Raw genomic sequence first — 23,861 nt, 5'->3', positions numbered from 1 at the left:
CCCAGCTTCAGGAGATCGATGCGCCCCACGGCCCTTGGCGGAAACCGGCTCGGTATCGTCGCGCTCTGGTGCCTGCCAGCCCTCGCCTTCCTGATTCCGGTCGCCTGCGGGCTCGCCGCGTTCGGGGCACGAAACCCCGTGCTGGGCGTCGTGCTGGTGGCGACAGGGATAGCGGCGGCGCTGGCGACCCGCCCACGCTTGGCATCTTCTGTCTCTCCCAGCCACATCGACGCCGTCGAGCTTGACCTGGCCGAACATCCCCGGGTGAGGGACGCACTGCACCGGGCCGCGCTGGCCGCTCGCCAGCCAGCCCCCACAACACTGTGGGTGGATCAAGGGTTCACTCTCCACCGGTCGCACGCCGACCCACACGCCCTCGTGGCGGGGCACCCCCTGCTGACGCTCCTCAGCGTCGATCAGTTCGTAGCGCTCCTCGCCTTCGAGATGTCCAGGTCCGCGAAGGACCGCGTCCAGACGGGGCTGGACCACCGTGCCACGACCGGTGGAGCGCTGGCCCGGTGGCAGGCACAGCTCTACGCGGCCGTCGCCTCACGGGGTGAGGGTTCCCCCGACGCCCGCGGCCGCGCCGCGTCCGCACGAGTGGCCTCCCCCGAGGACCTGGACCGTGGCCTGGCGATCATGGCCGAGGCGGCCCGGGGCATCGATCTGCCTCCGTACCTCACCTTGTTCGATGAGGCTCGCGCGCGAGCGCCGCTCTCCGAGGCAGTACGACACCTCGCCACCGCGCGGACCCAGCTGCCCTTACCGGCGGCCCCCGCGTCCTCGCTGCTCGCACGCGCGGAACAGTCACTTCTCGGCCTCGAGGAGGGATTCTTCGCCCCCGCCTTTCCCCTCACCGACTGGTCTGACGTCGCGGCGCTGGCGGCGCCTTCACAGAGGTGGAACAACCTCACCGAGTCCCTCGTGGAGGGCGAGACGCCAACACCACGCTCTCTCCTCGATCGTGAGGAACTGCCCGCGGCGCGGGATCTTCGGGTCGCCGCCTACGCCGCACTCGGTGCGTCGGTCACGGGGATCGACTGGGCCGCCCGAGGAGACTTCTTCGTGATCTGGGACGAGCCTGAAGGGCTGGATGCCGCCATCGCGGCAGCACAGGCCCAGGGTTCCGCCGCCCCCTTGACGGCCTTCCTCCTCGACGCGGGCGGCGACCTCGATGCCGTGCTCACACCGAACCTGGGTGACGCCTACCTGGGCGCCCTCTGCCACCTGGAGGCGACCGGTGCACCCGCTGAGGCGACCATCATCGACGTTCACGTCTTCGCAGACGGCCTGCTCGTCCTGCCCGTCGACCCGGCACACGGCCCCCTTTCGCGGGCCCGGTACGCCGCACGGACACCCCGAGGTGACCTGTGGGCCCGCCCCGGAGCCCAGTGGTTCCCCGGCAGGGATCTGGCGGACGCGGAACGCGTCAGGTCGTTGGAGGTCACGTTGCACAGCGGTACCCACGTGAGCGCCACCCCCACGCCAGCCACGACGTACTACCCCTACGAGCACACGATCGACCGTGCCCTGGCCGTGATGCTCCTGCGCGGCGGGGTGCCCTGGGCGCGCGTCGCGCAGAACCTGATGCTGTGATCAAGCAGCGCGCCACCGCCTGAGAACCCTGCGGCGACGCCCCGCGTCCTCTTTACCGGGACACGTCGTAGGGCACCGCGTCCCCGGCGGCGGTCACGATCGTGTAGCGAACCTCGCCGGGCGCCTGGATCCCGTACTCCCGGATGCCAAACCTTCCCGCCTCCGCCCCGCCATCGAGGGTGGGGTTGCGGATGGTGATCGTCCCCGTCGTCCCGCGGTCGCCCCCGACGTTGAGGGGCTTGCCCGTATTGCCGGTGACGCGGAACCCGAGCAAAAGCGTCGGATCGACGAAGGTCATGTCGCCCGTGGAGTTCTCCACGTTGATGCCGGGCGACCAGCCTTGAGGAGCCTGGGCGACATCGTTGAGGTACATCCGTTCCGACCAAATGTCTGCGCACTCCCACCAACTCGGCATCCCGAAGGCGATGTGGTGCATCCAGGTGTCCGTGACCACCGTGCGCCGGTTTCGGTTGAACATGAGGGGGGACGTCCCCACCGCCACCCCGGTGCGCGGATCGCGTCCGTCGATCTCGACGTTGCGCACCGCGATATCGGAACCGGAGTAGGCGGTGATGGCGGCAGCCTCCCCCGGCGCGTGGGCAGTCCAGCCTCGATGCGCTCCCTGGAACCGCATCGCCTGGAAGGAGGCTCCACTGCCGGTGACCTGGATGCCGTGATAGGCGACCTCACCGAAATCACGACCCCGCAAGGTGAAGTTCCCGAAGAACGCCCCGTCCGTGACGGACTCGATGAGCTTCTCCTGCAACCCGTCGGCATACGTCTGCCGACCCGCACGAAACGAGGACGCCGACGGCTCGACCACGGCCCCCGGCCCCAACCCCACGATCCCCCGCGGTACCCGGACCATCGCCCGCCATGCCCCGGCACCCCGAAAGCCCCGCGACGAATCGATCTCGTAGGGGCGCTCGTCCTCGAGAAGGACCAGGATGTCGCGCGCGCCGAGCGTCGCCACGGCGTCCTGCACCGTCTTGTTTCTGCTGCGTGCCCACCGCCATCGCACCAGGCGAGCGCCAGAGGGCAGGTGCTCCACGTCTTCGGGGCGCGTCACCGAACGTGGTCCCGTCGTGGCGCGTGGCTCGGTAGGCGTCAAGGCACGTGGGGTGGGCGCCGACGGCGACGGCTGAGTGGGCGGCTTCTCCTCACGAGGCATCAGTGCAAGGACGGGCACGCCGATGGCAACACCTGCCGCCGCGATCCCACCTAACACCGTTCGACGGGCCACCTGAGCTGACCTCGGCTGCCGCGTCCCGCGCTCCGGGGTAACCATGGGTAGATACAACCAGCCCCCAACGCGCATCACAAACGTGAGCGTGGGGCGAGCGTCGCCGAGGCGCTAGCTGCGGCTCAGCGAGTAAGGCGCCAGCACGCCGCCACCATCGTGGATTTCGTAGCGGACCGCGCCCGACGCCTGAGCGCCGTACTCCTGGATGCTCATCTTTCCGGGTTCGAGGGACGGGTCGAACGTCGGGTTACGGACGACCACCGTCCCGACGGTGCCCCGCGTACCCCCCACATTGAGGTGACGTCCGGTGTTGCCGGTGGGGCTGTAGCCCAGCAGCAGCGTGGGGTCGATGAAGTTGAGGTTGCCCGAACAGTTCTCCAGGTTGATCCCTGGCGACCAGCCGCGCGGTGCCTGCGCGACGTCGCTGTGATAGATCCGCTCCGACCAGATGTCGGTGCACTCCCACCAGGTGGGCATGCCCATCGACGTGTGATGCATCCACGTGTCGGTGACAATCGTGAGGTGGTTGCGGTTGAACATGAGCGGGGATGTGCCCACCGCGATTCCCGTGATCGGATCCCGGCCGTCGATCTCAACGTTGCGCACGGAGATGCGCGAACCCGAGTAGGCCGTGATGGCGCCCGCTTCCCCGGGAGGCTGAGCGATCCATCCGCGATGCGCTCCCTGGAACCGGATCGCCTGGAAAGTCGCGTCGCTGCCGGTGACCTGGATGCCGTGATAGGCGACCTCACCGAAATCACGACCCTGCAAGGTGAAGTTCCCGAAGAACGCCCCGTCCGTGACGGACTCGATGAGCTTCTCCTGCAACCCGTCGGCATACGTCTGCCGACCCGCACGAAACGAGGACGCCGACGGCTGGATGACCGCCCCGGGCCCCAGGCCCGCGATCCCGCGGGTCACCCGCACCATCGCCCGCCACGCTCCCGGCGTGGTGAAGCCCCGCGAGGAGTCGATCTCGTAGGGACGCTCATCTTCTGGCAACACCAGGATGTCGTTGGGCCCCATCGCCGCCGCGGCGTCCTGCAGGGTCTTGTTTTGGCTGCGCGCCCAGGGCCAGCGCACCAGCCGGGCGTCGAAGGGAAGGTAGTAGAGGTCGGCCGCGTTCCTGATCGATTGCGGCCCGATCTTCATCCAGGGCTGCGCGGGCCGCGGGACGAACATGTCCGACGCCGCGCCCGTATCGCCCCCGGCCATCGCCGGGAGTGCGAGGCTGGACGACACGGCGACGGCACCCGCCGCGGTGAGCATTGCCCTGCGGGTGAGGCGGATCGTGCTCTCTGGTGCCCGCAGCCTGCTGTCCGGCGTGTCCATGGGAGAATCCAACCAGCATGGCTGGGGCGCCACAAGCAGCCCCGGCAACCGTGGTGGACGCACGTCCCGCCACCGGCTGCCCGGGCCGCCGAGCGTGGTTCTGCCGCTACTCGACCGCGCTGGGACCTGCCCAGAGGTTGAGGCCGCCCTCCACTGCCACCGCGTCGATGCGTTGAAGTTCCTCGTCGGTGAAGTCGAGGTTCGTCACGGCCGCCGCCGAGTCCTCCAGTTGCTTCACCGAGGAGGCACCCACCAGCGCCGAGGTGATCCCCGGCTGGCGCAGCACCCACGCGATCGCCAGTTGGGCCAGCGTCTGCCCACGGCCTGCGGCGATGTCATTGAGGCTGCGGATATGTTCCAGGTTCTCGGGCGTGAGCAGGTTGGGGCTCAATGACTTGCCTTGGGACGCCCGCGATCCGTCGGGGATCCCGCCCAGGTATTTGTTGGTGAGCATGCCCTGGGCGAGTGGGGAGAAGGCGATGCCACCCACACCCTCTTCGGTGAGCGTGTCGAGGAGCCCGTCCTCCACCCAGCGGTTCAGCATCGAGTAGGACGGCTGATGGATCAGCAGCGGTGTGCCCATGGCGCGCAGGATCTCGACGGCGCGCCGCGTGCGCGTGGCCGAATAGGACGAGATGCCGACGTAACGGGCCCTGCCTGAGCGCACGGCGTAGTCCAGCGCGCCCATCGTCTCTTCCAGGGGCGTGTCCGGGTCGGCGCGGTGGTGGTAGAAGATGTCGACGTGGTCGAGGCCCATCCGGCCCAGCGAGGCGTCCAGGGAGTCCAGCAGGTACTTGCGCGACCCGCGGTTGCCGTAGGGGCCGGGCCAGAAATCCCAGCCGGCTTTGGTGGAGATCACCAGCTGCTCCCGGTAGGGGGCGAAGTCGGTGCGCAGGTGGCGTCCGAAGTTCTCCTCGGCGGCACCATAAGGCGGACCGTAGTTGTTGGCCAGGTCGAAGTGCGTGATGCCCAGGTCGAACGCGCGACGCAGGATGTCGCGCTGGCGGGCGAAGGGAACGTCGTCACCGAAGTTGTGCCATAGCCCCAGCGAGATCGCGGGCAGCATGAGGCCGCTGTCGCCGGTGCGGCGGTAAGGCATCCGCCCGTCATAGCGGTCGGGATCGGCGCGGTAGGGGTCGAGGATCGGCATCGGTGCAGGCTCCTTCGGGTCGGGACACCGTCACGCTAGCCCAGGGAGCCGGCCAGCCCCAGCTTGTTGCCCAGCATGGGCGGGCCGGGTGGCTCAGCGTCAGGAGCGCCTGGTCACTGCCGGATGATCCGCCCAGGCGGGCATGGTGGCCATCCAGGCCAGCGTCTCGGCCTCGGCAGCCTCGCGGTCAAGGCCCGGTTCGCGCTCGAGGCGCCAGGTCGTCATCGCGGCGAAGCGCTCCTCGAAGCCTTGGAGGTTGCCCTCGGCATCGGTGCAATGGACGCAATACCGGCCGGTCCCGATCGGCATGCTGCAACTCTCGCAGGTCAGTGTGGTCATCGTGATTCTCCTTGGTCGATCAATCATGGGAGGAAACGGGAGGAGCAGGCTGCGGAGGCCGGGCGCGCGCCGCAAGCGCCTTCAGGGCGTCAATGAGCGCGTCCGCGCTCGGATCACAGGCGAGCGCTTCCTCCAGCCGGGGCACGTCGAGGACGCGGTTGAGGCGATCCAGCAGCGCGCGCCCCTGCGGGGTGAGCCAGATCAGGGAGCGGCGCCGGTCGGCCGGATCGACGTCCCGTTCCAGGTAGCCGTCGTGGACGAGGTGGGCGACGATCTCGCTGACGACCGATTGGGCTCGCTGGAGATGCAGGGCGAGTTCGCCCACACTCACTGGCCCTGTCAGCGCGAGATGCGTCAAGACCGCCCGTGACGCCGCGGGCACCTCGCTGCGGGGTCCGTCGCGCCGGTGATAGGCCAGGTAGAGAGCCCGGAAGGCGTCCTCGAAGCGTTCCCCGCATCCCCGTTCGGTCATGACCTCAGCCTGCGACCAGCCCCCTCCATCGTCAATCCCGATGGATCCCTCACCTCGGCAACAGCGCCCGGCGCTCGCATCAGTGGTTCGGGCCGAGCAGGATGGATCCATGGCCACTGCACCCATGTTCGTGTCCCTGCGGCGTGATGCCGTGAGCGTCCTGATGGACGTGAGCGCTGGACGCCTCCCCGCCCTGCTGCACTGGGGCGCCGACCTGGGCTCGCTGAGCTTCGACGACGCGGCAGCCATCGCGTCCGCGACCCGAGCGCCGGTGGCGCCCAACATGCCAGACGTCCCTCCGCGCCTGGCGATCCTCCCTGAGGCGCACACCGGCTGGACGGGGCGTCCCGGATTGCAGGGGTCGCGCGCAGGCCGGGATTGGTCGCCCTCCTTCGCCGTCTCCGCGCTGACCCTCGACGGCGACCCGCTGCCCCCCGAAGGCGGGATCGCGGAGGGACACGCGCTGATCGTGCACGCCACAGACCCGCAGGCCGGGCTGGCGCTGAGCCTGGAGATCGCGCTCACCGCAGGGGGGCTCCTGCGCAGCCGCGCCACCCTCACCAACACGGGCGCACAGCCCTACCAACTCGACGCCCTCACCCTCGCCTACCCGGTGCCCGACCGGGCCGCGACGCTGCTCGACTTCGCCGGACGCTGGGGTTATGAGCGCGTTCCGCAACGGCGCGACTTCACGGTGGGGACGCACCTGCGCGAGGGACGCCACGGCCGCACCGGGGCGGACGCCGCCACGATCCTGCACGCGGGCGTCCCGGGCTTCGGCTTCGCCCAGGGGGACGTGTGGGGCGTCCACGTCGGCTGGTCGGGCAACCACGTTCACTACGCGGAACAGATCCTCACCGGCGAGCGCGTGCTGGGCGGCGGCGAGCTTCTCCTGCCCGGGGAGGTCATCCTGGCGCCGGGTGAGGAGTACACCTCGCCGTGGCTGTACGGCTCCTACGGTGTTGGCCTGGACGCGGTGGCGCACCGGTTCCACCGGTTCCTCCGGGCACGCCCACAGCATCCGGACGCCCAGCGCCCGGTGACGCTGAACGTGTGGGAGGCGGTCTACTTCGCCCACGCGCTGGAGCCGCTGTGTGAACTGGCTGACCTCGCCGCCGCGGCGGGCGTGGAACGGTTCGTCCTCGACGACGGCTGGTTCTCCTCGCGGCGCGACGACACCTCGGGGCTGGGCGATTGGTTCGTCTCGACACAGGTGTGGCCTGCCGGGCTCGGCCCGCTGGTGGAGCACGTCACCGGGCTGGGGCTGCAGTTCGGGCTGTGGTTCGAACCGGAGATGGTGAATCTGGACTCCGACGTGGCCCGTGCTCATCCCGAGTGGGTGATGGCGACCGGCGGACGCCTCCCGGTCGCCTCCCGCCATCAGCAGGTGCTGAACCTGGGCATCCCGGAGTGCTACGCCTACGTCCGCGACGCGATGGATGCGCTCCTGACCGCCTACCCGATCAGCTACATCAAGTGGGACCACAACCGCGACCTGAGCGATGCGGGCACGTCCCCCGAAGGGCGCCCCGGCGTCCACGCTCAGACGTTGGCCGCCTACCGGCTCATGGCCGAACTCAAGCAGCGCCATCCTGGGCTGGAGATCGAGTCGTGCTCCTCCGGCGGGAGCCGGGTCGATCTGGGCGTTGCCGAGTACACCGACCGGGTCTGGGTGTCGGACAACATCGACCCCCTGGATCGGCAGCAGATGCTGCGCTGGACCACCCAACTCCTGCCCCCAGAACTGCTCGGCTCCCACATCGCCAGCGGGCGCTCCCACGTCACAGGGCGCTCGCATGATCTGAGTTTCCGGGCGGCCACTGCGCTGTTTGGCCACCTGGGCATCGAGTGGGATCTGCGGGCTGCCTCCGCCGAGGAACGCGCCGAACTGGCCGAGTGGATCGCGTTCTACCGGGCCCAGCGCTCGTGGCTGCTGCGCGGGGACCTGGTCCGCGTGGACGTCCCCGATCCGAGCGTGATCCTCGGCGGGATAGTGGCTGCCGATCGTTCCCGCGCGCTGTTCTCCTACGCGGTGGTGGCCACCCCCACCGTCACGTTGGGCAGCCGTATCCGGATGCCTGGCCTGGACGCCGAGCGTCGCTATCGGGTCGTCCCGTTCGGTGCGGGGAGTTCACTGTGGAGCTTCGCTGCCCCGCCGTGGTGGGGCGAGGGCGTCGTGGGCTCGGGCGCCATGCTGGCCGCTATCGGCGTCGAGGCGCCGGTGATGCCGCCCGAACACGCGGCCATCCTTCTCGTCGAGGCGGTGGAGTGACCACCTTCGCGTTCCCGCACAGCCCTGCCCGGTCGCACGGTTACGGTAGAGCCCATGGGTTCGGTCCTGGTCACGTACGCCACCCGCACGCAGGCAGCGCGAGACGTCGCCGCGGCCCTGGCTGACTGCTTCTCTCGTGCCGGGCATCGCGTCCGGCTCTCTGATCTCGGCACCGAGGATCCGGCGGTCACCGGGGTGGATCTGGTCGTCGTCGGCAGCGGCATTCGGGCCACGACGTGGTATCCGGAGGCGCTGGCATGGCTGAGCGCGCGGGCGTCCTCGCTGGCGCAGTGCCCGGTGGCAGTGTTCAACACCTGCTTGAACGCTGCCGAGCCGGACAAGCGCGACGAAGCCTTGGGTTACAACCGTGCCGCGACGGCGACCGTCACGGCCGTCGCTGAGGAGTCCTTCCCGGGGCGGTACGTGCGTGAGCAGGTGGGCTGGGTGTCACGCCTGTTCCTGCGGGTGCTCCGCAAACCCGAACAAGACCACGTTGACCTCAGCCGAGCCCGCGCGTGGGCGACCACGCTCGCCGCGTTCCTGCCCGACCAGCACGCCTAGTCACGCCCCTCTTGTGCGATCGTTACGGCGCCAGGACGCGTGCCTTCGCCTGCGCCGTGACGGCCAACTCGGCCGCCTTCAGCGCGTGCTCTTGGGTCATGGCGTTCTCGGTGCGGTTGAGGCAGTCGAGGATCAGCTCACCGAAGAACGGGTATCCGACCTTGCCGGTCGCGTTGAAGTGGTGCTCGCCCTTGCTGTCCACGAGGAACACGTGGCCGGGGCCCTCCTGGGTGGCGATGTTGGCGTACTTGCGCAACTCGATGTAGCCCTCGGTGCCCAGCAGGACGGTGCGCCCGTCGCCCCAGGTGCTGAGGCCGTCGGGGGTGAACCAGTCCACGCGCACGTAGCCCGACGCGCCGTTGTCCATGACGATGTGGGCGTCGCCGAAGTCGTCGAGTTCGGGGTACTCCGGGTGGGCGTAGTTGGCGATGTTGGCGTCGGTGACGGTGGCATCCTTCGCCCCGGTGAAGTACAACATCTGCTCGAAGTTGTGCGAGCCGATGTCACACAGAATGCCGCCGTACTGCTCCTTGTTGAAGAACCAGTCCGGACGCGAGGGGGCGTTGAGGCGGTGCGGCCCCATGCCCAGCACCTGGATGACGCGCCCGATGGCGCCCTGCTCGACGAGCTGACCGGCCATGACCGCCGCTTCGACGTGGATCCGCTCGCTGTAGTACACGGCGTACTTCTGGCCGGTGCGGGCGGTGGCCTCGCGCACGGCAGCCAGCTGCTCCATCGTGGTGAGCGGCGCCTTGTCGGTGAAGTAGTCCTTGCCTGCTTCCATCACGCGCAGGCCCAACGGGGCCCGCTCAGAGGTGATCGCAGCGGCGGCGACGAGCTGAACGTCGTCGTCGGCGAGGATCTCCTCCTCGCTGTGGGCGATCTGGACGTTCGGGAAGATCTTCTTGGCCATCTCCAGCTTGGCCGGATCGGGATCCCACACCGACTTCAGCGTCCCGCCGGCGCCGATGAGGCCCTCGGTCATGCCGAAGATGTGACCGTGGTCGAGGGCAGCCACCGAGAAGGTGAAGTCGCCGGGTTCGACGACGGGCTTGGGCATCGGGGCGGGCGCGTAGTTCATCCCGTCCGTGGCCATCGAGATCTTTCCGTGTTCCTGGGAACTGGTCATGCCGTGCAGTGCCTCCGCCGCGATCGCTTCGAGTGTGTCGGACCCCGACGAAGCGGCTGCCGCGTCGATGCCTCGGGGAGGGCCCCGGGCGGTGCGACGTCGTCGCCGACCGCCGGCGGGATCGTCGCCCTCCGCTACGGACGATAGTGAGGTTGCCATGAGCGGGCAACGAGTTGCCACGAGTGCCGCACGAGGGGAGCGAACGTCACCCCTCCCTCTCAACACCACCTTCCCGACACCACATGTAGTGGTTTCACGGCCGCTCAACTTCTGTATATAGTGGTCGACGTAGTGGTTCGGCCCGTCAGCCAGACGGGTCGTCGCAAGAGGGAATCCGGTGAGAATCCGGAACTGCCCCGCAGCGGTATGTGGGAACGAACGTCGTCATTCAGCACTGGGACACCTCCCGGGAAGCGACGGCCAGTAGGTCACGGCCGGCACCAACGTGCCGACCCCGCCCACGAGTCCGAAGACCTGCCTCTGCCACCGGTTCGCCCCTCGCGGCCCTCCGGTGCTGGTTTGCTCAGCCTCGTGGGAGGGCTGTGTGCCACGCAGGCCCTGCGCCCGCGTCCACGCGTTTGTCCACGTCGCTGATCTTCTTCGACGGATAAGGACGAACCACATGACCATCACCATTTACTCCCAGCCTTCCTGCGTGCAGTGCACCGCCACCTACAAGGCGCTGGACAAGCTCGGGCTCGACTACGACGTCGTCGACCTGAGCACCGACGCGGACGCGCTCGACCATGTGAAGGCCCTCGGCTACCAGCAGGCCCCCGTCGTGATGGTCGACGAGGAGCACTGGTCGGGTTTTCGGCCCGACCTGATCAAGGCGACCGCCCGGCGCGCGGCAGCCTGAGACTCCCGTGACCTCGCCACGGCCCGGGAGCGAACCCGAGGACGGCGTGCGGCTGGTCTACTTCTCCTCCGCGTCCGGCAACACGCACCGGTTCGTCGCCAAGCTCGGGCTGCCCGCGTCGCGGATTCCGTTGCGCGCCGCCGAACCGGCCCTGCACCTCGACCATCCCTACGTCTTGGTCGTCCCGACCTATGGGGGCGGCAACGATCGCGGAGCCGTCCCCAAGCAGGTCATCGCGTTCCTCAACGATCCGGGCAACCGTGCGCTTCTGCGCGGCGTCATCACCGGCGGCAACACCAACTTTGCGCCCGCGTATGGCCTGGCGGGCGACATCGTCGCCGCCAAGTGCGGCGTCCCCCTCCTCTACCGATTCGAACTGATGGGCACTCCCGACGACGTTGGGCGCGTCCGCGAAGGGCTGACCTCCTCATGGCAACGACTCTGCTCACCGACACCGGCCTCGAACAGCCTGGCCCGCGCCTCGACTATCACGCGCTCAACGCACTGCTAAATCTCTACGACGCGCAGGGACACATCCAGTTCGACGCCGACCGACGCGCCGCGCGGGAGTACTTCCTGCAGCACGTCAACCAGAACACCGTCTTCTTCCATTCGCTGAAGGAGAAGCTCGACTACCTGCTGGAGGAGGGCTACTACGAGGCGGCCGTCCTGGAGCGCTACGACTTCGCGTTCATCAAGGCGTTGTTCAAGCGCGCCTACGCGGTGAAGTTCCGGTTCCCGACGTTCATGGGGGCGTTCAAGTACTACACGTCCTACACGCTGAAGACGTTCGACGGGACCCGCTACCTGGAGCGGTTCGAGGACCGGGTCTGCATGGTGGCTCTCACCCTGGCCGCGGGCGATCCGGGCCTGGCGGAGCGGATCACCGACGAGATCATGGCCGGACGCTTCCAGCCCGCCACCCCCACCTTCCTCAACGCGGGCAAGGCCCAGCGCGGCGAACTCGTCTCCTGCTTCCTGCTGCGGGTCGAGGACAACATGGAGTCCATCGCGCGGGCGATCAACTCCTCGCTGCAGCTCTCCAAGCGCGGCGGCGGCGTCGCGTTGTCGCTGACGAACCTGCGCGAGGCGGGCGCGCCGATCAAGCGGATCCAGAACCAGTCCTCGGGCGTGATCCCGGTGATGAAGCTGCTGGAGGACTCCTTCTCCTACGCCAATCAACTCGGCGCTCGTCAGGGCGCCGGGGCGGTGTACCTGCACGCCCACCACCCCGACATCCTGGCGTTCCTCGACACCAAGCGGGAGAACGCCGATGAGAAGATCCGGATCAAGACGCTGTCGCTGGGCGTGGTGATCCCCGACATCACCTTCCAGTTGGCCCGCGACGACGAGGACATGTACCTGTTCAGCCCCTACGACGTCGAACGCGTCTACGGGATGCCGTTCACCGAGGTGTCGATCTCGGAGCACTATCGCGACATGGTCGATGACGGCCGGATCCACAAGACCAAGATCAACGCGCGCCGGTTCTTCCAGACCCTGGCCGAGATCCAGTTCGAGTCCGGCTACCCCTACCTCGTCTTCGAGGACACGGTGAACCGCGCCAACCCGATCGACGGGCGGGTCACCATGTCGAACCTGTGCTCGGAAATCCTGCAGGTGTCCTCGGCGTCCACCTACCGCCCCGATTTGGGTTATGACCAGATCGGCAAGGACATCTCCTGCAACCTGGGGTCGCTCAACATCGCCAAGGCCATGGACGGCGGCGACCTGGGCGGCACCGTCGAGGTGGCGGTGCGGGCGCTGACGGCCGTCTCCGACCAGTCCGACATCTCGTGCGTGCCCAGCATCGAGCGCGGCAACGCGCTCAGCCACGCCATCGGGCTGGGGCAGATGAACCTGCACGGCTATCTGGCCCGCGAGTCCATCCACTACGGGTCGGCTGAGGGCATCGACTTCACGAACCTGTACTTCTACACGGTGACCTTCCACGCGTTGCGGGCATCCTGTCGGATCGCGGCCGAGCGCGGCGTCCGCTTCGACGGGTTCGAACGTTCCGACTACGCCTCGGGGGCCTACTTCACCCGCTACATCGAGGGCGAGTGGTCCCCGGCGACGCCTCAGGTGGCGGAGTTGTTCGAGCAGGCGGGCCTCACCCTGCCCACCCCCGAGGATTGGCGGGCCCTGGCGTCCGACGTCGCCGAGTTCGGGCTGTACAACCAGAACCTCCAGGCGATCCCGCCGACCGGGTCGATCAGCTACATCAATCACTCCACGAGCTCGATCCACCCCATCGTGGCGAAGGTCGAGATCCGCAAGGAGGGCAAGATCGGCCGGGTCTACTACCCGGCGCCTTACATGACCAACGACAACCTGGAGTACTACGCCGACGCCTACGAGATCGGCCCGGAGAAGATCATCGACACCTACGCGGCGGCCACCCAGCACGTCGACCAGGGGTTGTCGCTGACGCTGTTCTTCCCCGATTCGGCCACGACCCGCGACGTGAACCGCGCCCAGATCTACGCGTGGCGTCGGGGCATCAAGTCGCTGTACTACATCCGGCTGCGGCAGTTGGCGCTGGCGGGAACCGAAGTCGACGGCTGCGTGAGCTGCATGCTCTGACCGCCCCTCCCACCACTTCTTGATTGAGAGACGACGATGACGAAGAAACTAACCCTGCTGCGCGGCGTCCAGGCCATCAACTGGAACCGCCTCGAAGACGACCTGGACCTGGAGGTGTGGGATCGCCTCACCGGCAACTTCTGGCTGCCCGAGAAGGTGCCGCTGTCCAACGACATCCCCTCCTGGCGGACCCTGCTGCCCGCCGAGCAACTCATGACGACCCGTGTGTTCACCGGGCTGACGATGCTGGACACCATCCAGGGCACGGTCGGCGCGGTGTCGCTGATCCCCGACGCCCGCACCCCGCACGAGGAGGCGGTCTACACCAACATCGCGTTCATGGAGTCGGTGCACGCCAAGAGCTACTCCTCCATCTTCTCCACGCTGATCTCCACCGCCGAGATCGACGAGGCGTTCCGATGGAGCGAGGAGAACGAGCACCTGCAGACGAAGGCGAAGATCGTGCTCGACTACTACTACGGCGAGGATGCCGAGAAGCGGAAGGTCGCCTCCACCATGCTGGAGTCGTTCCTGTTCTACTCGGGCTTCTACGCCCCGATGCACTGGTCGAGCCGCGCCAAGCTCACCAACACCGCCGACCTGATCCGGCTGATCATCCGCGACGAGGCCGTCCACGGCTACTACATCGGCTACAAGTACCAGCGGGCGCTCGCCGAGGCGTCCCAGGAGCGCCGCGACGAGCTGAAGGACTACACGTTCGACCTGCTCACCGAGCTGTACGACAACGAGGAGTCCTACACCGAGGATCTGTACGACCCGCTCGGCCTCACCGAGGACGTCAAGGCGTTCCTGCGCTACAACGCCAACAAGGCCCTGATGAATCTCGGGTACGAGGCCCTGTTCCCCAAGGCCGCCACGGACGTCTCCCCCGCCATCCTCTCCGCACTGTCCCCCAACGCCGACGAGAACCACGATTTCTTCTCCGGATCCGGTTCCAGCTACGTGATGGGCAAAGCTGTCACTACTACCGACGACGACTGGGAGTTCTGAGATGACCGCGCAAACGACGACGGCGGGGAGTCTGCCCCGCACCGATGCCCTCCTGCAGGCGAACGCCGCCCGCAGCTTCGGCCCGGACGGTCTGACCCTGGAAGGTGGAGAGGAGCATGAGGCGCTCGTGGCAGCTGCCGTGGCAGACGTGGTCGCGCGTCAGCGTGCGGCGGGGGTCACCCTGGTGGGCGACGGGGAGTTCGGCAAGGCCATGGCGCATGCCGTGGACTACGGCGCGTGGTGGTCCTACTCGTTCCAGCGGGCAAGCGGCCTGGAACTGACCGAGGCCACGCCTCAGGATCAGGCCTCACGGAAGTCGACCCCAGGCCACCTGGTGCTGACGTCTTTCGCCGATCGCCGCGACCGTCAGGCGTTCAGCCGGGTCTACGCGGATCCGGTGGATCGTGGTGGGGTGGACACGGGTCGGATCGCCACCGGCTTTCCCACGACGACGGGCCCGCTGCACTACACGGGCCACCAGGCCGTGACGTCTGACATCGCCCACCTCACCGCAGCGCTGCGCCCCGGGGAGCAGGGGTTCCTGACGGCCATCTCGCCAGGCAGCGCCGCGCGGGTCGCGAACACCTTCTACGCCACCGACGAGGAACACATCTGGGCGTGGGCCGAGGCACTTCGCGAGGAATACGCCGCCATCACGGCAGCCGGTCTGGTTGTCCAGATCGACGACCCCTCGTTGGCCGAAAACTGGGACCAGATCACGCCAGAGCCCACCGTTGCCGACTATCAGGCATTCACCCGCATACGCGTGGAGGCCCTGAATCATGCGATCGCCGGGCTCCCCCGCCATCTCGTTCGCCTGCACCTGTGCTGGGGCTCATGGCACGGCCCGCACACGACGGACATCCCGTTGGCCGACATCCTGCCGGTCGTTCTCGAGGCGAACGTCGGGCAGGTGTCCTTCGAGGCGGCGAACGTGCGGCACGAACACGAGTGGTCGGTGTGGCGGGACGTGGCACTGCCCGACGACCTGGTGCTCGTGCCGGGCGTCGTCAGCCACGCCACCCCCGTGGTGGAGCATCCGGACCTCGTGGCCCAGCGAATCCGGCGGTTCACCGACGTGGTCGGCTCCGAGCGGGTCATCGCCTCGACCGACTGCGGCCTGGGCGGACGCGTCCACCCCGATATCGCGTGGGCGAAACTGGAGGCATTGGGCGAGGGCGCGCGGCGCGCCGCACGGTGATGACGCCAGTCGCCGTCGGGAACAGGTGCGGGTGAACTCCACGCCGAGGAAGCGCGTCGGTCTGGGCCAAAACAGCACGGGCTACTCAGGGGAGGCGGTCCCGAACCGGTAGGTCGACTGGACGGCGCCTGCGGGAAGTTGTCGGACGGACTCCAACTGTGCGGGCATCGGCGCAGGAAGACGCCCGAACAGCGGGACGCCCTCCCCCAGGAGCACCGGGACTCGGGTGAGGACGAGGTCCGCGAGCAGGCCGGCGGCGAGCAGCGCCTGCACCGTGCGCCCGCCGTCGGCGTAGGCGCGCGTGACGTGGGCGGCAGCCAAGGCGTCCACCAGTGCGGGCAGGTCCGTGTGCACCGTCACCGTCGAACGGCCCAGGTTCGGGTGAGCCCCCTCGTCGAGCGTGCGCGACAGGACGTGGATCGGCACGCCGCGATAGAAGGCGGGGTCGAACTGCAGCATGGCCTCGTAGGTCACGCGTCCCATCACCAGCGCCTCGATCGAGGCGAAGAAAGCGTCGAAGCCGGTGTCGCCCAGCACCTCGTCGAAGTCGGTGAGCCAGCTCAACTCCCCCGCCGGGCCGGCGATGAACCCGTCGAGACTGCACCCCAGGAACGCGTGAAACGTCGTCATCGCCTCACCCTACGGCGCAGGGCTACCCGGTCGCCGCGGATGAGGCGATCCCCCGTCCCGGGATCGCGGCCAGCAACTCCACCGTGTACGGGTCGTGCGGATGCTCGAACAGGTCGGCGACCGTTCCGGCCTCCACGACCTCTCCTCTGTTCATCACCGCGACCTCGTCGGCGATCTGCCGGACGACGGCCAGGTCGTGGGTGATGAACAGGTAGCCGAGTCCCAGCTCGGCCTGCAGGTCGGTGAGGAGCTGCAGCAACTGCTCCTGCACGGAGACGTCCAGGGCCGAGACGGGCTCGTCCAGGATCAGAACCTTCGGGTTGAGGGCCAGCGCCCGCGCGATCGCGACGCGCTGCCGCTGGCCGCCCGACAGCTCCGCGGGAAGCCTGCGATGCAGGTCCGCGGGAAGCTGGACGCGTTCGAGCAGGCCCGCCGCTGTGCGCGCACGGGAGGCCCGATCCCCGACCCGGTAGGCCCGCAGCGGAGCGGCGACCGTGTCGAGGATGCGCATCCGCGGGTCCAGGGAGCCGAAGGGGTCCTGGTAGACGAGTTGCAGTCCCCGGCGCAGTTCGCGCAGGTCGGCTCCTGTCGCCGTCGTGATGTCCCGTCCCCCCAGCAGGACGCGGCCCGCGTCCGGCTCCACCAGCCGGCTCGCGATCCGGGCGACGGTGGTCTTGCCCGAACCGGACGCGCCCACCAGGGCGGTGGTCCGTCCCGCCCGGACGCTGAGGTTGACGTCATGGGCGGCCACCACCTCCCGCGTCCGGCCGCCCGCGCGGCTGACGTAGCGCCGGGCGATCCCGGCCAACTCCAGCACCACAGCGTCGCTGAGCGCCTCCGGAAGGCGCGTCCCCGGCGTCGCCGACAACCGACGCGACTGCAGCGAGGGTGCGGCCGCGACGAGGCGTCGGGTGTACTCGTGTTCGGGGGCCTCCAGCACCCGCGCCGCCGGCCCCTCCTCCACGATCCGCCCGCCCTGCATGACGATGATCCGGTCGGCGCGGTCCGCCGCGACCCCCAGATCGTGCGTGATGAGCAGCACGGACGCCCCGGCCTCCCGGGTGCGCTCCTGCAGGTGATCGAGGACGACCTTCTGCACGGTGACGTCGAGGGCGGAGGTCGGCTCGTCGGCGATGATGAGTTGCGGGTCGCAGGCGAGCGCGATCCCGATGAGGACGCGCTGCCGCTGGCCGCCGGACAATTCGTGCGGGTAGCGCAGCGCGACGGCCTCGGGGTCGTCCAGCCCGGCCTGGGCGAGGATCTCCAGGGCGCGGGCGTCCGCCTCGGCGCGCCCGGCCAGGCCGTGGATGCGCAGCGGCTCGGCCACCTGGACGCCGATGCGCTGCACCGGGTTGAGGGCGACGCCCGGGTCTTGCGGAACGAAGCCGACGTGACGGCCGCGGATCGTGGCCAGCCGCCGCTGCGACCAGCCCGCGATGTCGGTCTCACCGAGCACGATCGCGCCCGCATCGCGGTGGGCGCTGCCGGGCAACAGCCCGACGATGGCGTGGGCGGTGGTCGTCTTGCCGGATCCGGACTCCCCCACCAGCGCGACGGTCTCGCCGGGTCCGACGCTGAACGCCACGCCCTGCACCGCCGCCGTGCGACGGCCTCGGGAGGTGTAGCTGATGGCGAGGTCGCCGACGCTGAGCACCGGCTCAGGCGTCCCGACGGGCTGCTCGGTGGTGGCGGCCTGGCTCATCGGATCACTCCGTCCCGGCGTTGGATGGCCTGGCTGATCCGGTTCGCCGACAGCACGACCGCGACGACGACGAATCCAGGAAGCATGGTGAGCCACCAGCTCGTCGCCAGGTAGGCGCGTCCTTCAGAAATCAGCGATCCCCATTCGGGGTCGGGCGGCACGACGCCGTAGCCGAGGAAGCTCAGCGCGGCGACGGCCAGGACGGCCTGCCCCAGTTCGAGGGTGATCAATGAGGCAACGGGCCCCCACGCGTTGGGCAGCACGTGCCGCAGAATCACCCAACCGGTGCGCTCGCCCCCGGCGAAGGCGGCCTCCACATAGGGGGTGCGGCGCACACGCATCACGTCGGCGCGCAGCAGCCGCGCAAACGACGCCACCGAGGCGATCCCGACGGCGATGGCCACGTTGGTGATGCCGAATCCGAGGGCAGCGATGACGGCCATCGCCAGGAGCAGGCCGGGGATCGCGAGCATCACGTCGACCAGCCGCATGAGGACGGCGTCGAGGCGTCCGCCGACGAAGCCCGACACGAGCCCGACCAGCGACCCGAAGACGACTCCGATGGCGACCGCGAGTCCGACCGCGAACATCGTCCGGCCCGCCCCGTGCACGACGCGGCTGAACAGGTCACGGCCCAGTTGGTCGGTGCCGAACAGGTGGAGCCCCGACGGCGGCTGCAACCGCTGAGCGGGAGCGGTCGCGGTGGGGTCGAACGTCGAGAACAGACCGGGGGCCAGGGCGAACGCGGCGACGACCACGAGAACGGCCACGGCCAGGATGAGGCTGATGCCGCCCGGCCGGGTCAGGGTGCGGCGCAGCCGGGCTCCGAGGAGCGGGGATGCGGTGGGGGCCTCCGTCGGGGCGGGACCGGCGGCGCGGACGGTCGCGGTGAGCGTGCTCATCGGACCTCCCAGGCGGGGCGGGACACGGGTGTGCTCATCGGGCACCTCCAGAAAGCAGACGGGGATCGATGCGGGCTTGCAGCACGTCGACGCCCAGGTTCGCGATCACGAAGATGGCGGCGGCGAGCACGACGATCCCCTGCACGACGGGGATGTCCTGGGCGGCGACGGCCTGCTCGGCGAGCCGGCCCAGGCCGGGGCGTCCGTAGACGCTCTCGGTGACGACCGACCCGGCCAGCACGGCACCCAGGGTGACACCGGCCACGGTGAGCGCCGGAGAGATGGCGTTGCGCAGCACGTGCCGGGTGAGCAGGCGCGGACGGCGGGCGCCCTTGGCGCGGGCGGTCTGCACGAACGGCGATCCCCAGGTGGCGTCCAGCGAGGAGGCGAACACCTGCGCCATCGACGCGGACACCGGCAGGGCGAGGGTGATGGCGGGCAGCACCAGCGACGTCCAGCCCTCAGCGCCGAACGCGGGCAGCAACCCGAGCCGGAAGGAGAAGATCTGCAGGAGCACCAGCGCCAGCCAGAAGGTGGGGATCGCCACCCCCAGCGGGGGCAGGGCCAGCAGGAAGCGGCGCAGCCAGCCGTGGGAGGTGCTGGTGGCGGCGATCGCGATGCCGGCGGCGATGACCACGGCCAAGCAGACCGCGATCAGGGCCAGCAGTCCCGTCGCGGGCAGGGCCGCGGCGATCTCGGTGGTGACGGGTGCGCCCGTGCTCATGGAATGGCCGAAGTCGCCCCGCAGCGCCGCCCCCAGACGGCTGAGGTATTGCAGCCACACCGGCTGGTCGAAGCCGTACTCGGTGCGCAGCGCCGCCACCTCGACCGGGTCGACGTTCGCGCCCTGGCCGTCGGCGCCCAGCATGGTCAAGACGGGGTCCGAAGGCAGCAGGAAGAGCAGCACGAAGGACGCCGTGAAGGCGGCCCAGAGGACGAAAGCCCCCTGAGCCGCCCGCCGGAACAAGAACCGGATCATCAGCCGATCCAGGTGTCGTACAGCAGGATCTTGGCCTCTCCGTCGACGGCGAACCCGTGGACGTCCTTGCCGAGGCCGTACACCCAGGCGCGGGTGAGCTGGGGGATGGCGACGTAGCTCTTGGCGAGCTCGATCGACGCCTCATCCACCAGCGCCTGCCGCTTGGCCGAGTCGGTTTCCCCGGCCTGGGCGGCCAGCGGGGCGTCGGCGGCCGACGGCTGGGCCCGCGAGTAGGCCTGTGCTCCCCCGACGGAGGAGAAGATGCCGCGCAGCACGTCGGGATCGGCCCGCGTCATGTTCCACACGTAGAAGTCGTAGTCGCCTTGCGCGATGGCCTGGGAGGACGCCGCGTTGTCGAGCTTGCGGATCTGGTAGTCGATGCCGACCGTCTTGAGCTGCTGTTGCAGCAGTTCGGCCTGCTCGGGGAACACGTTGATGACGTTGAGGCTGAGCCGGACGCCGTCCTTGACGCGGATGCCGTCGGATCCCAGCGTCCAGCCGGCCTCCTCCAGCGTGGCGGCCGCCGCGGTCGGATCGTGCGTGATGTAGGCGCTCAGATCGGTGAAGTAGGGCGTGTTGGGGCTCAGCAGGCCGGTCGCCGGGGCGAAGCCGGAGCCGTACAGCGTGGTGAGCGCCTCCCGGTCAAGAGCCAGCGAGATCGCCTTGCGGACGGCCTCGTCCCCACCGAGTGCCGAGCTCTGGTTCGCGATCCAGGTCTGCACGAGTCCGGGCGGGCTGGCCACCAGCGTCGAGAAGCCGGAGCCGGTGAGCACGGCCTCGTCCTGGGGCTGGACCAGCGAGACGGAGTTGACCTGGCCGGACTGCAGAGCGCCGACGCGGACGCCGGACTCGCTGAGGAAGGTGAACGTCACCGAGTCGAGGTAGGCCTCACCGGTGTGCTGGGCGGTCGCTGAGGGCCAGGCGTAGCCGGTGCGCTTGGACAGCTTCGCGGAATCGTTCTTGGTGTAGCTGTCGATGACGAACGGCCCGGTGCCCGAGTAGTCCCCCGAGCAGATCTGGTCGGCGGTCTTCTGCGTGTCGGTCGGGGAGATGAACCCCAGCCAGGCGGCCGTCAGCCCCTGCAGGAACTGGATGTTGGGCTGGGCGAAGTCGACCTTCACCGTGGTCGGATCGACCACCGTGGTTCCGGTGTACCCGGCGAGCACCGGTCCGGCGCCGACGGCCTTGGCGCCCAGCGCGGAGATCCGATCGAAGTTGGCCTTCACCGCGGTGGCGTCGAACTTCTCCCCGTTGGAGAAGGTGACGTCGTCGCGCAGGGTGAAGGTGAAGGTCTTGGCGTCGGGGCTGATCTCCCAGGCGGTCGCCAGCCACGGGACGATTTTCCCGGTCTCCGGATCCAGGTCGACCAGCGAGTCGGTGGCTTGGCGAACGATGTTGAGGGCGACGTGGAAGCGCTGCTGGGCGCCGTCGAGGCAGCCGCCCGGCTCGGCCTCCAGCGCGTGGACGTAGTTCCCTCCGGCGACGGGGGTGGTGGCGGCCGAACTGGTCGGCGTGGCCGGTTGGGCGGCACTGCAGGCGGTCAGCGCGAGCAGCGGGGCGAGCGCGACGGCGAGGAGTCGTGCAGGTCTGGTCATCGTGGTTCCTTGGTGTGGTTGCGGTGTGGGATCACAGGGAGGCGACGGCGTCGGCGAAGCGGTCGGCCGCGAGGAGGAGCTGATCGGGGGTGGCGCTGGAGTAGGCGAAGCGGACGAACTCGTCGTAGCGTCCGCTGGCGACGGGGTCGAAGCCGACGCCGAGGGTGAAGTCGACGCCTGCGGCGCGGCCCGCGTCGAGCGCGCGCGCGGCGTCGAGACCGGGGATCTGCGCCCACAGGAACAGTCCGCCCTCGGGCCGGGCGGCCACGAAGCGGTCCCCCAGCCGGGCGGCCAGGGCGTCGTAGAGCACCCGCGATCGTTCGGCGTAGGCCGTGGTGGCGTCCGTGACGACCGCGTCCAGGGCTCCCGGCTGGGTGAGCAGGTCGGTGACGACACGCTGGGTGAGCAGCCCGGCGTGCTGGTCGGTGTTGAGCCGGGTCCGGACGGCGGGGCCCACCAGCCAGGTCGGCAGCACCGCCCAGCCGAGCCTCAGGCCCGGGCCGAGCACCTTGGAGAACGTGTTGGCGTGCACCACCCGGTCGCTGGCCACCTCGAAGTCGGCGACGGATTCCCCCGCAAACCGCAGCCGCTAGTAGGGGTTGTCCGACAAGATCACGAACCCGTACTGCTCGGCCAACTCGGTGATCTGCGTCCAGCGCTGCGCGGTGAGGGTGACGCCGGTCGGGTTCTGGAAGTCGGGAATGACATAGAGCGCCTTGGGGCGGGCGCCCGCCTCCAGCGCGGTCTGCAGGGCGTCGGCGTCGAGGCCGTGTGCGTCGGTGCCGATCGCCTCGACGCGGGCGCCGTAGTACTGCAGCGCGCGCAACGCGAAGGGGTAGGTGGGGTTCTCCACGAGCACCAGGTCGCCCGGCTCGATGAGCGCCTCCAGCGCGTAGGAGATGCTGTGCAGCGCGCCGTTGGTGATGAGCACCTGCTCGAAGGGGACGCCCTGATCTTCGGCGATCCATGCGCGCAACTCGTCGGTGCCAAACGGGCCGTGATACTGCAGGGCGGTCAGCCCCGCGCCGGGATCGGCCAGGACGCGGGCGTAGGACTCGGCGAGCCGGGCGATGGGCAGCACGTCGGGGCCGGGGAAGCCACCGGTGAGGGCGATTCCACCCGGAGCCAGGGGCACCGACGACCGTGCGAACGCCCCGCCGATGGTCTGATCGGCGCCCCGGCGCGACAGTGCGGGGCGGCTCTCGTCCGCGGTGGCTGCACCGGGTTCAGTCAGTGCGGCGGAGTCGGCGAGTTCATGGAAGGAAGGCTTGTAGGTGGTGGTGTCGCTGCTCATGGGCGTGCTCCTTCGAGCGGAGGAAAGGCGAGGCGAGGAATGCTGCGCACCGGCGCAGAAATAGGGACTCACGGCACGCCAAGAACAGCGCACGGGAATCAGCACCACGGCGCGAAGAATCCTCGCGCTCAGGCGTCAGAAAAAGAAAACGTCAACGGGCCTCAGGCCCGGATCACCGCGGTGCGAGTGACCTCAACAACAGCGACAGCAGGGCATCGACAGCATCGTGGGCGCGAGAACAGCGGCCAAGCGATGGGCGATGACGGTCATGCCGACTCCTGTACACAGACAGAGTTTCAGGCCCCCGGATGGGGCTGGGGGAACTCTATACACAGCGGGGCCCGATTTACCACAAGTTTCATGCCGTGGACCAATGAGGCCCCACTATCGAAGACTTGACTGCACAGTGCCACCGCCACGAGGCGATCGCTAAACTAGTCAGCATGGCTGAGGTCCGCGGGAGGTTCGTGTTCGATGACAACCTGACGCCCGGCAGGAAGACGAGTGGAGGCTGGAGTCAGAACCTCTACGACGCCGGTGGGCACATGGAGACCCATGCGGACTTCATCCCTGACGACGATGAACCGGAGTCATACGAGCGCAGCGTCGATAAGTCAGGGCTGAGCGACGAGGACCATCGCATGGCCTTGGAGGCAGGTCTTGTTATCGCCGCCGCGCTCGTGGTCGCGTCACCGCATGTCAAGCAGTGGTGGGAGCTTTCCGCCTGGCCGCGTGTGAAGAACCTACTTGCCAACGGGCGTCAGGAACTCCGCGAGTTGAAGTGGGTCCGCCGATCACCCATCACGTCCGAGACGTGCGCACCCGAAGGCCAGCGTCCGAAACTGATGGCCGATGAGGTGCGAGAGCCGGGCCCGGAAGAGTTGCCTGACCCGGTTGAACGGCCAATCCCCCTGGGATCCTCGAAGTCCGCGAATCTTCGACAACTGCAGGCCGGCCCGTCGGATGCGCCCGAGACCAGTTCTGCAGGCGCATCCGATGGTGACTGAC

At 68.9% G+C, this 23,861-nt stretch carries 20 protein-coding genes, 1 pseudogene and 1 riboswitch; of the genes and pseudogenes, 9 read left to right on the top strand and 12 right to left on the bottom strand.

The annotated features are described in order from the left end of the window. The first annotated feature begins 18 nt into the window (after positions 1-18). The gene (locus tag C1706_RS10885; RefSeq protein WP_129459269.1) at positions 19-1,596 is read left to right on the top strand and encodes a hypothetical protein; all 1,578 of its coding nucleotides are present in this window, start codon (positions 19-21) and stop codon (positions 1,594-1,596) included. Positions 1,597-1,648: 52 nt separating this feature from the next. On the opposite strand, the gene C1706_RS10880 is transcribed toward C1706_RS10885, so the two are convergent. The 5 genes from C1706_RS10880 to C1706_RS10860 form a co-directional block, all read right to left on the bottom strand. Then, on the bottom strand, positions 1,649-2,581 hold the full coding sequence (locus tag C1706_RS10880) for a hypothetical protein (RefSeq protein ID WP_129459268.1): 933 nt from the start codon (positions 2,579-2,581) through the stop codon (positions 1,649-1,651). 369 nt (positions 2,582-2,950) lie between these two features. Further along, positions 2,951-4,171 carry a hypothetical protein gene (locus C1706_RS10875; RefSeq protein ID WP_129459267.1) on the bottom strand — a complete coding sequence of 407 codons (1,221 nt, stop codon included), beginning with the start codon at positions 4,169-4,171 and terminating at the stop codon, positions 2,951-2,953. A gap of 106 nt (positions 4,172-4,277) precedes the next feature. Next, positions 4,278-5,321: an L-glyceraldehyde 3-phosphate reductase gene (gene mgrA, locus C1706_RS10870; RefSeq protein WP_129459266.1), complete on the bottom strand. Its 1,044-nt coding sequence runs from the start codon at positions 5,319-5,321 to the stop codon at positions 4,278-4,280. A 99-nt stretch (positions 5,322-5,420) separates the two neighbouring features. Next, positions 5,421-5,660: a hypothetical protein gene (locus C1706_RS10865; RefSeq protein ID WP_129459265.1), complete on the bottom strand. Its 240-nt coding sequence runs from the start codon at positions 5,658-5,660 to the stop codon at positions 5,421-5,423. Positions 5,661-5,679: 19 nt separating this feature from the next. Continuing rightward, positions 5,680-6,132 (bottom strand): MarR family winged helix-turn-helix transcriptional regulator, encoded by a 453-nt coding sequence (locus C1706_RS10860; protein WP_164987527.1) that lies wholly within the window; start codon positions 6,130-6,132, stop codon positions 5,680-5,682. A gap of 109 nt (positions 6,133-6,241) precedes the next feature. Here C1706_RS10860 and C1706_RS10855 point away from each other — a divergent pair, with 109 nt between their 5' ends. Both C1706_RS10855 and C1706_RS10850 read left to right on the top strand, forming a co-directional pair. Next, positions 6,242-8,404 (top strand): alpha-galactosidase, encoded by a 2,163-nt coding sequence (locus C1706_RS10855; protein WP_129459263.1) that lies wholly within the window; start codon positions 6,242-6,244, stop codon positions 8,402-8,404. 54 nt (positions 8,405-8,458) lie between these two features. Next, positions 8,459-8,965 carry a flavodoxin domain-containing protein gene (locus C1706_RS10850; RefSeq protein WP_129459262.1) on the top strand — a complete coding sequence of 169 codons (507 nt, stop codon included), beginning with the start codon at positions 8,459-8,461 and terminating at the stop codon, positions 8,963-8,965. Between the two features lie 22 nt (positions 8,966-8,987). On the opposite strand, the gene C1706_RS10845 is transcribed toward C1706_RS10850, so the two are convergent. Further along, on the bottom strand, positions 8,988-10,094 hold the full coding sequence (locus C1706_RS10845; protein ID WP_206661094.1) for a Gfo/Idh/MocA family protein: 1,107 nt from the start codon (positions 10,092-10,094) through the stop codon (positions 8,988-8,990). A 275-nt stretch (positions 10,095-10,369) separates the two neighbouring features. Continuing rightward, positions 10,370-10,590, top strand: a riboswitch (cobalamin riboswitch). Between the two features lie 126 nt (positions 10,591-10,716). Between C1706_RS10845 and nrdH the strand changes: the two genes are divergently transcribed. The 5 genes from nrdH to C1706_RS10820 are packed head-to-tail and all read left to right on the top strand — an operon-like array spanning position 10,717 to position 15,751. Next, a complete protein-coding gene (nrdH, locus tag C1706_RS10840) occupies positions 10,717-10,953 on the top strand; it encodes a glutaredoxin-like protein NrdH (protein WP_129459261.1) in 237 nt (78 codons plus the stop codon). Between the two features lie 7 nt (positions 10,954-10,960). Further along, positions 10,961-11,464 carry a class Ib ribonucleoside-diphosphate reductase assembly flavoprotein NrdI gene (gene nrdI / locus C1706_RS10835; RefSeq protein ID WP_180316861.1) on the top strand — a complete coding sequence of 168 codons (504 nt, stop codon included), beginning with the start codon at positions 10,961-10,963 and terminating at the stop codon, positions 11,462-11,464. Continuing rightward, positions 11,383-13,539: a class 1b ribonucleoside-diphosphate reductase subunit alpha gene (gene nrdE, locus C1706_RS10830; protein WP_129459260.1), complete on the top strand. Its 2,157-nt coding sequence runs from the start codon at positions 11,383-11,385 to the stop codon at positions 13,537-13,539. Before nrdI ends, nrdE begins: the two co-directional genes overlap by 82 nt. A gap of 36 nt (positions 13,540-13,575) precedes the next feature. After that, positions 13,576-14,550 carry a class 1b ribonucleoside-diphosphate reductase subunit beta gene (gene nrdF / locus C1706_RS10825; protein ID WP_129459259.1) on the top strand — a complete coding sequence of 325 codons (975 nt, stop codon included), beginning with the start codon at positions 13,576-13,578 and terminating at the stop codon, positions 14,548-14,550. Position 14,551: 1 nt separating this feature from the next. After that, complete coding sequence (locus C1706_RS10820; RefSeq protein WP_129459258.1) at positions 14,552-15,751, top strand: cobalamin-independent methionine synthase II family protein; 1,200 nt, start codon at positions 14,552-14,554, stop codon at positions 15,749-15,751. Between the two features lie 81 nt (positions 15,752-15,832). On the opposite strand, the gene C1706_RS10815 is transcribed toward C1706_RS10820, so the two are convergent. The 6 genes and pseudogenes from C1706_RS10815 to C1706_RS14640 form a co-directional block, all read right to left on the bottom strand. After that, complete coding sequence (locus tag C1706_RS10815; RefSeq protein WP_129459257.1) at positions 15,833-16,381, bottom strand: dihydrofolate reductase family protein; 549 nt, start codon at positions 16,379-16,381, stop codon at positions 15,833-15,835. A gap of 22 nt (positions 16,382-16,403) precedes the next feature. Continuing rightward, positions 16,404-18,083: a dipeptide ABC transporter ATP-binding protein gene (locus C1706_RS10810; protein ID WP_129459256.1), complete on the bottom strand. Its 1,680-nt coding sequence runs from the start codon at positions 18,081-18,083 to the stop codon at positions 16,404-16,406. Beyond that, positions 18,080-18,985 (bottom strand): ABC transporter permease, encoded by a 906-nt coding sequence (locus C1706_RS10805; RefSeq protein ID WP_129459255.1) that lies wholly within the window; start codon positions 18,983-18,985, stop codon positions 18,080-18,082. Before C1706_RS10805 ends, C1706_RS10810 begins: the two co-directional genes overlap by 4 nt. A 34-nt stretch (positions 18,986-19,019) precedes the next feature. After that, a complete protein-coding gene (locus C1706_RS10800) occupies positions 19,020-19,964 on the bottom strand; it encodes an ABC transporter permease (protein ID WP_129459254.1) in 945 nt (314 codons plus the stop codon). Continuing rightward, a complete protein-coding gene (locus C1706_RS10795; RefSeq protein WP_129459253.1) occupies positions 19,964-21,559 on the bottom strand; it encodes an ABC transporter substrate-binding protein in 1,596 nt (531 codons plus the stop codon). The genes C1706_RS10800 and C1706_RS10795 overlap by 1 nt, the downstream gene beginning before the upstream one ends. A 31-nt stretch (positions 21,560-21,590) precedes the next feature. Further along, positions 21,591-22,853 (bottom strand): annotated as a pseudogene (locus tag C1706_RS14640) (aminotransferase-like domain-containing protein). A gap of 443 nt (positions 22,854-23,296) precedes the next feature. Between C1706_RS14640 and C1706_RS10780 the strand changes: the two are divergent. After that, the gene (locus tag C1706_RS10780; RefSeq protein ID WP_129459250.1) at positions 23,297-23,860 is read left to right on the top strand and encodes a hypothetical protein; all 564 of its coding nucleotides are present in this window, start codon (positions 23,297-23,299) and stop codon (positions 23,858-23,860) included. The last annotated feature ends 1 nt before the right edge of the window (position 23,861 follow it).

Origin of the sequence: Propioniciclava flava (genome assembly GCF_004126535.1) — a bacterium.
Lineage (GTDB): Bacteria > Actinomycetota > Actinomycetes > Propionibacteriales > Propionibacteriaceae > Propioniciclava > Propioniciclava flava.
This window is presented reverse-complemented; position numbering and strand designations above follow the sequence as displayed.

Bases quoted from the DNA above. Each gene is read 5' to 3' on its own strand.
- C1706_RS10810 (WP_129459256.1), bottom strand. From the start codon at position 18,083: ATGAGCCAGGCCGCCACCACCGAGCAGCCCGTCGGGACGCCTGAGCCG.
- C1706_RS10800 (WP_129459254.1), bottom strand. From the start codon at position 19,964: ATGATCCGGTTCTTGTTCCGGCGGGCGGCTCAGGGGGCTTTCGTCCTC.
- nrdH (WP_129459261.1), top strand. From the start codon at position 10,717: ATGACCATCACCATTTACTCCCAGCCTTCCTGCGTGCAGTGCACCGCC.
- C1706_RS10875 (WP_129459267.1), bottom strand. From the start codon at position 4,171: ATGGACACGCCGGACAGCAGGCTGCGGGCACCAGAGAGCACGATCCGC.
- nrdF (WP_129459259.1), top strand. From the start codon at position 13,576: ATGACGAAGAAACTAACCCTGCTGCGCGGCGTCCAGGCCATCAACTGG.
- C1706_RS10885 (WP_129459269.1), top strand. From the start codon at position 19: ATGCGCCCCACGGCCCTTGGCGGAAACCGGCTCGGTATCGTCGCGCTC.
- mgrA (WP_129459266.1), bottom strand. From the start codon at position 5,321: ATGCCGATCCTCGACCCCTACCGCGCCGATCCCGACCGCTATGACGGG.
- C1706_RS10815 (WP_129459257.1), bottom strand. From the start codon at position 16,381: ATGACGACGTTTCACGCGTTCCTGGGGTGCAGTCTCGACGGGTTCATC.
- C1706_RS10820 (WP_129459258.1), top strand. From the start codon at position 14,552: ATGACCGCGCAAACGACGACGGCGGGGAGTCTGCCCCGCACCGATGCC.
- C1706_RS10845 (WP_206661094.1), bottom strand. From the start codon at position 10,094: ATGACCAGTTCCCAGGAACACGGAAAGATCTCGATGGCCACGGACGGG.
- C1706_RS10850 (WP_129459262.1), top strand. From the start codon at position 8,459: ATGGGTTCGGTCCTGGTCACGTACGCCACCCGCACGCAGGCAGCGCGA.
- C1706_RS10805 (WP_129459255.1), bottom strand. From the start codon at position 18,985: ATGAGCACGCTCACCGCGACCGTCCGCGCCGCCGGTCCCGCCCCGACG.
- C1706_RS10855 (WP_129459263.1), top strand. From the start codon at position 6,242: ATGGCCACTGCACCCATGTTCGTGTCCCTGCGGCGTGATGCCGTGAGC.
- C1706_RS10865 (WP_129459265.1), bottom strand. From the start codon at position 5,660: ATGACCACACTGACCTGCGAGAGTTGCAGCATGCCGATCGGGACCGGC.
- C1706_RS10860 (WP_164987527.1), bottom strand. From the start codon at position 6,132: ATGACCGAACGGGGATGCGGGGAACGCTTCGAGGACGCCTTCCGGGCT.
- nrdE (WP_129459260.1), top strand. From the start codon at position 11,383: ATGGCAACGACTCTGCTCACCGACACCGGCCTCGAACAGCCTGGCCCG.
- C1706_RS10780 (WP_129459250.1), top strand. From the start codon at position 23,297: ATGGCTGAGGTCCGCGGGAGGTTCGTGTTCGATGACAACCTGACGCCC.
- C1706_RS10795 (WP_129459253.1), bottom strand. From the start codon at position 21,559: ATGACCAGACCTGCACGACTCCTCGCCGTCGCGCTCGCCCCGCTGCTC.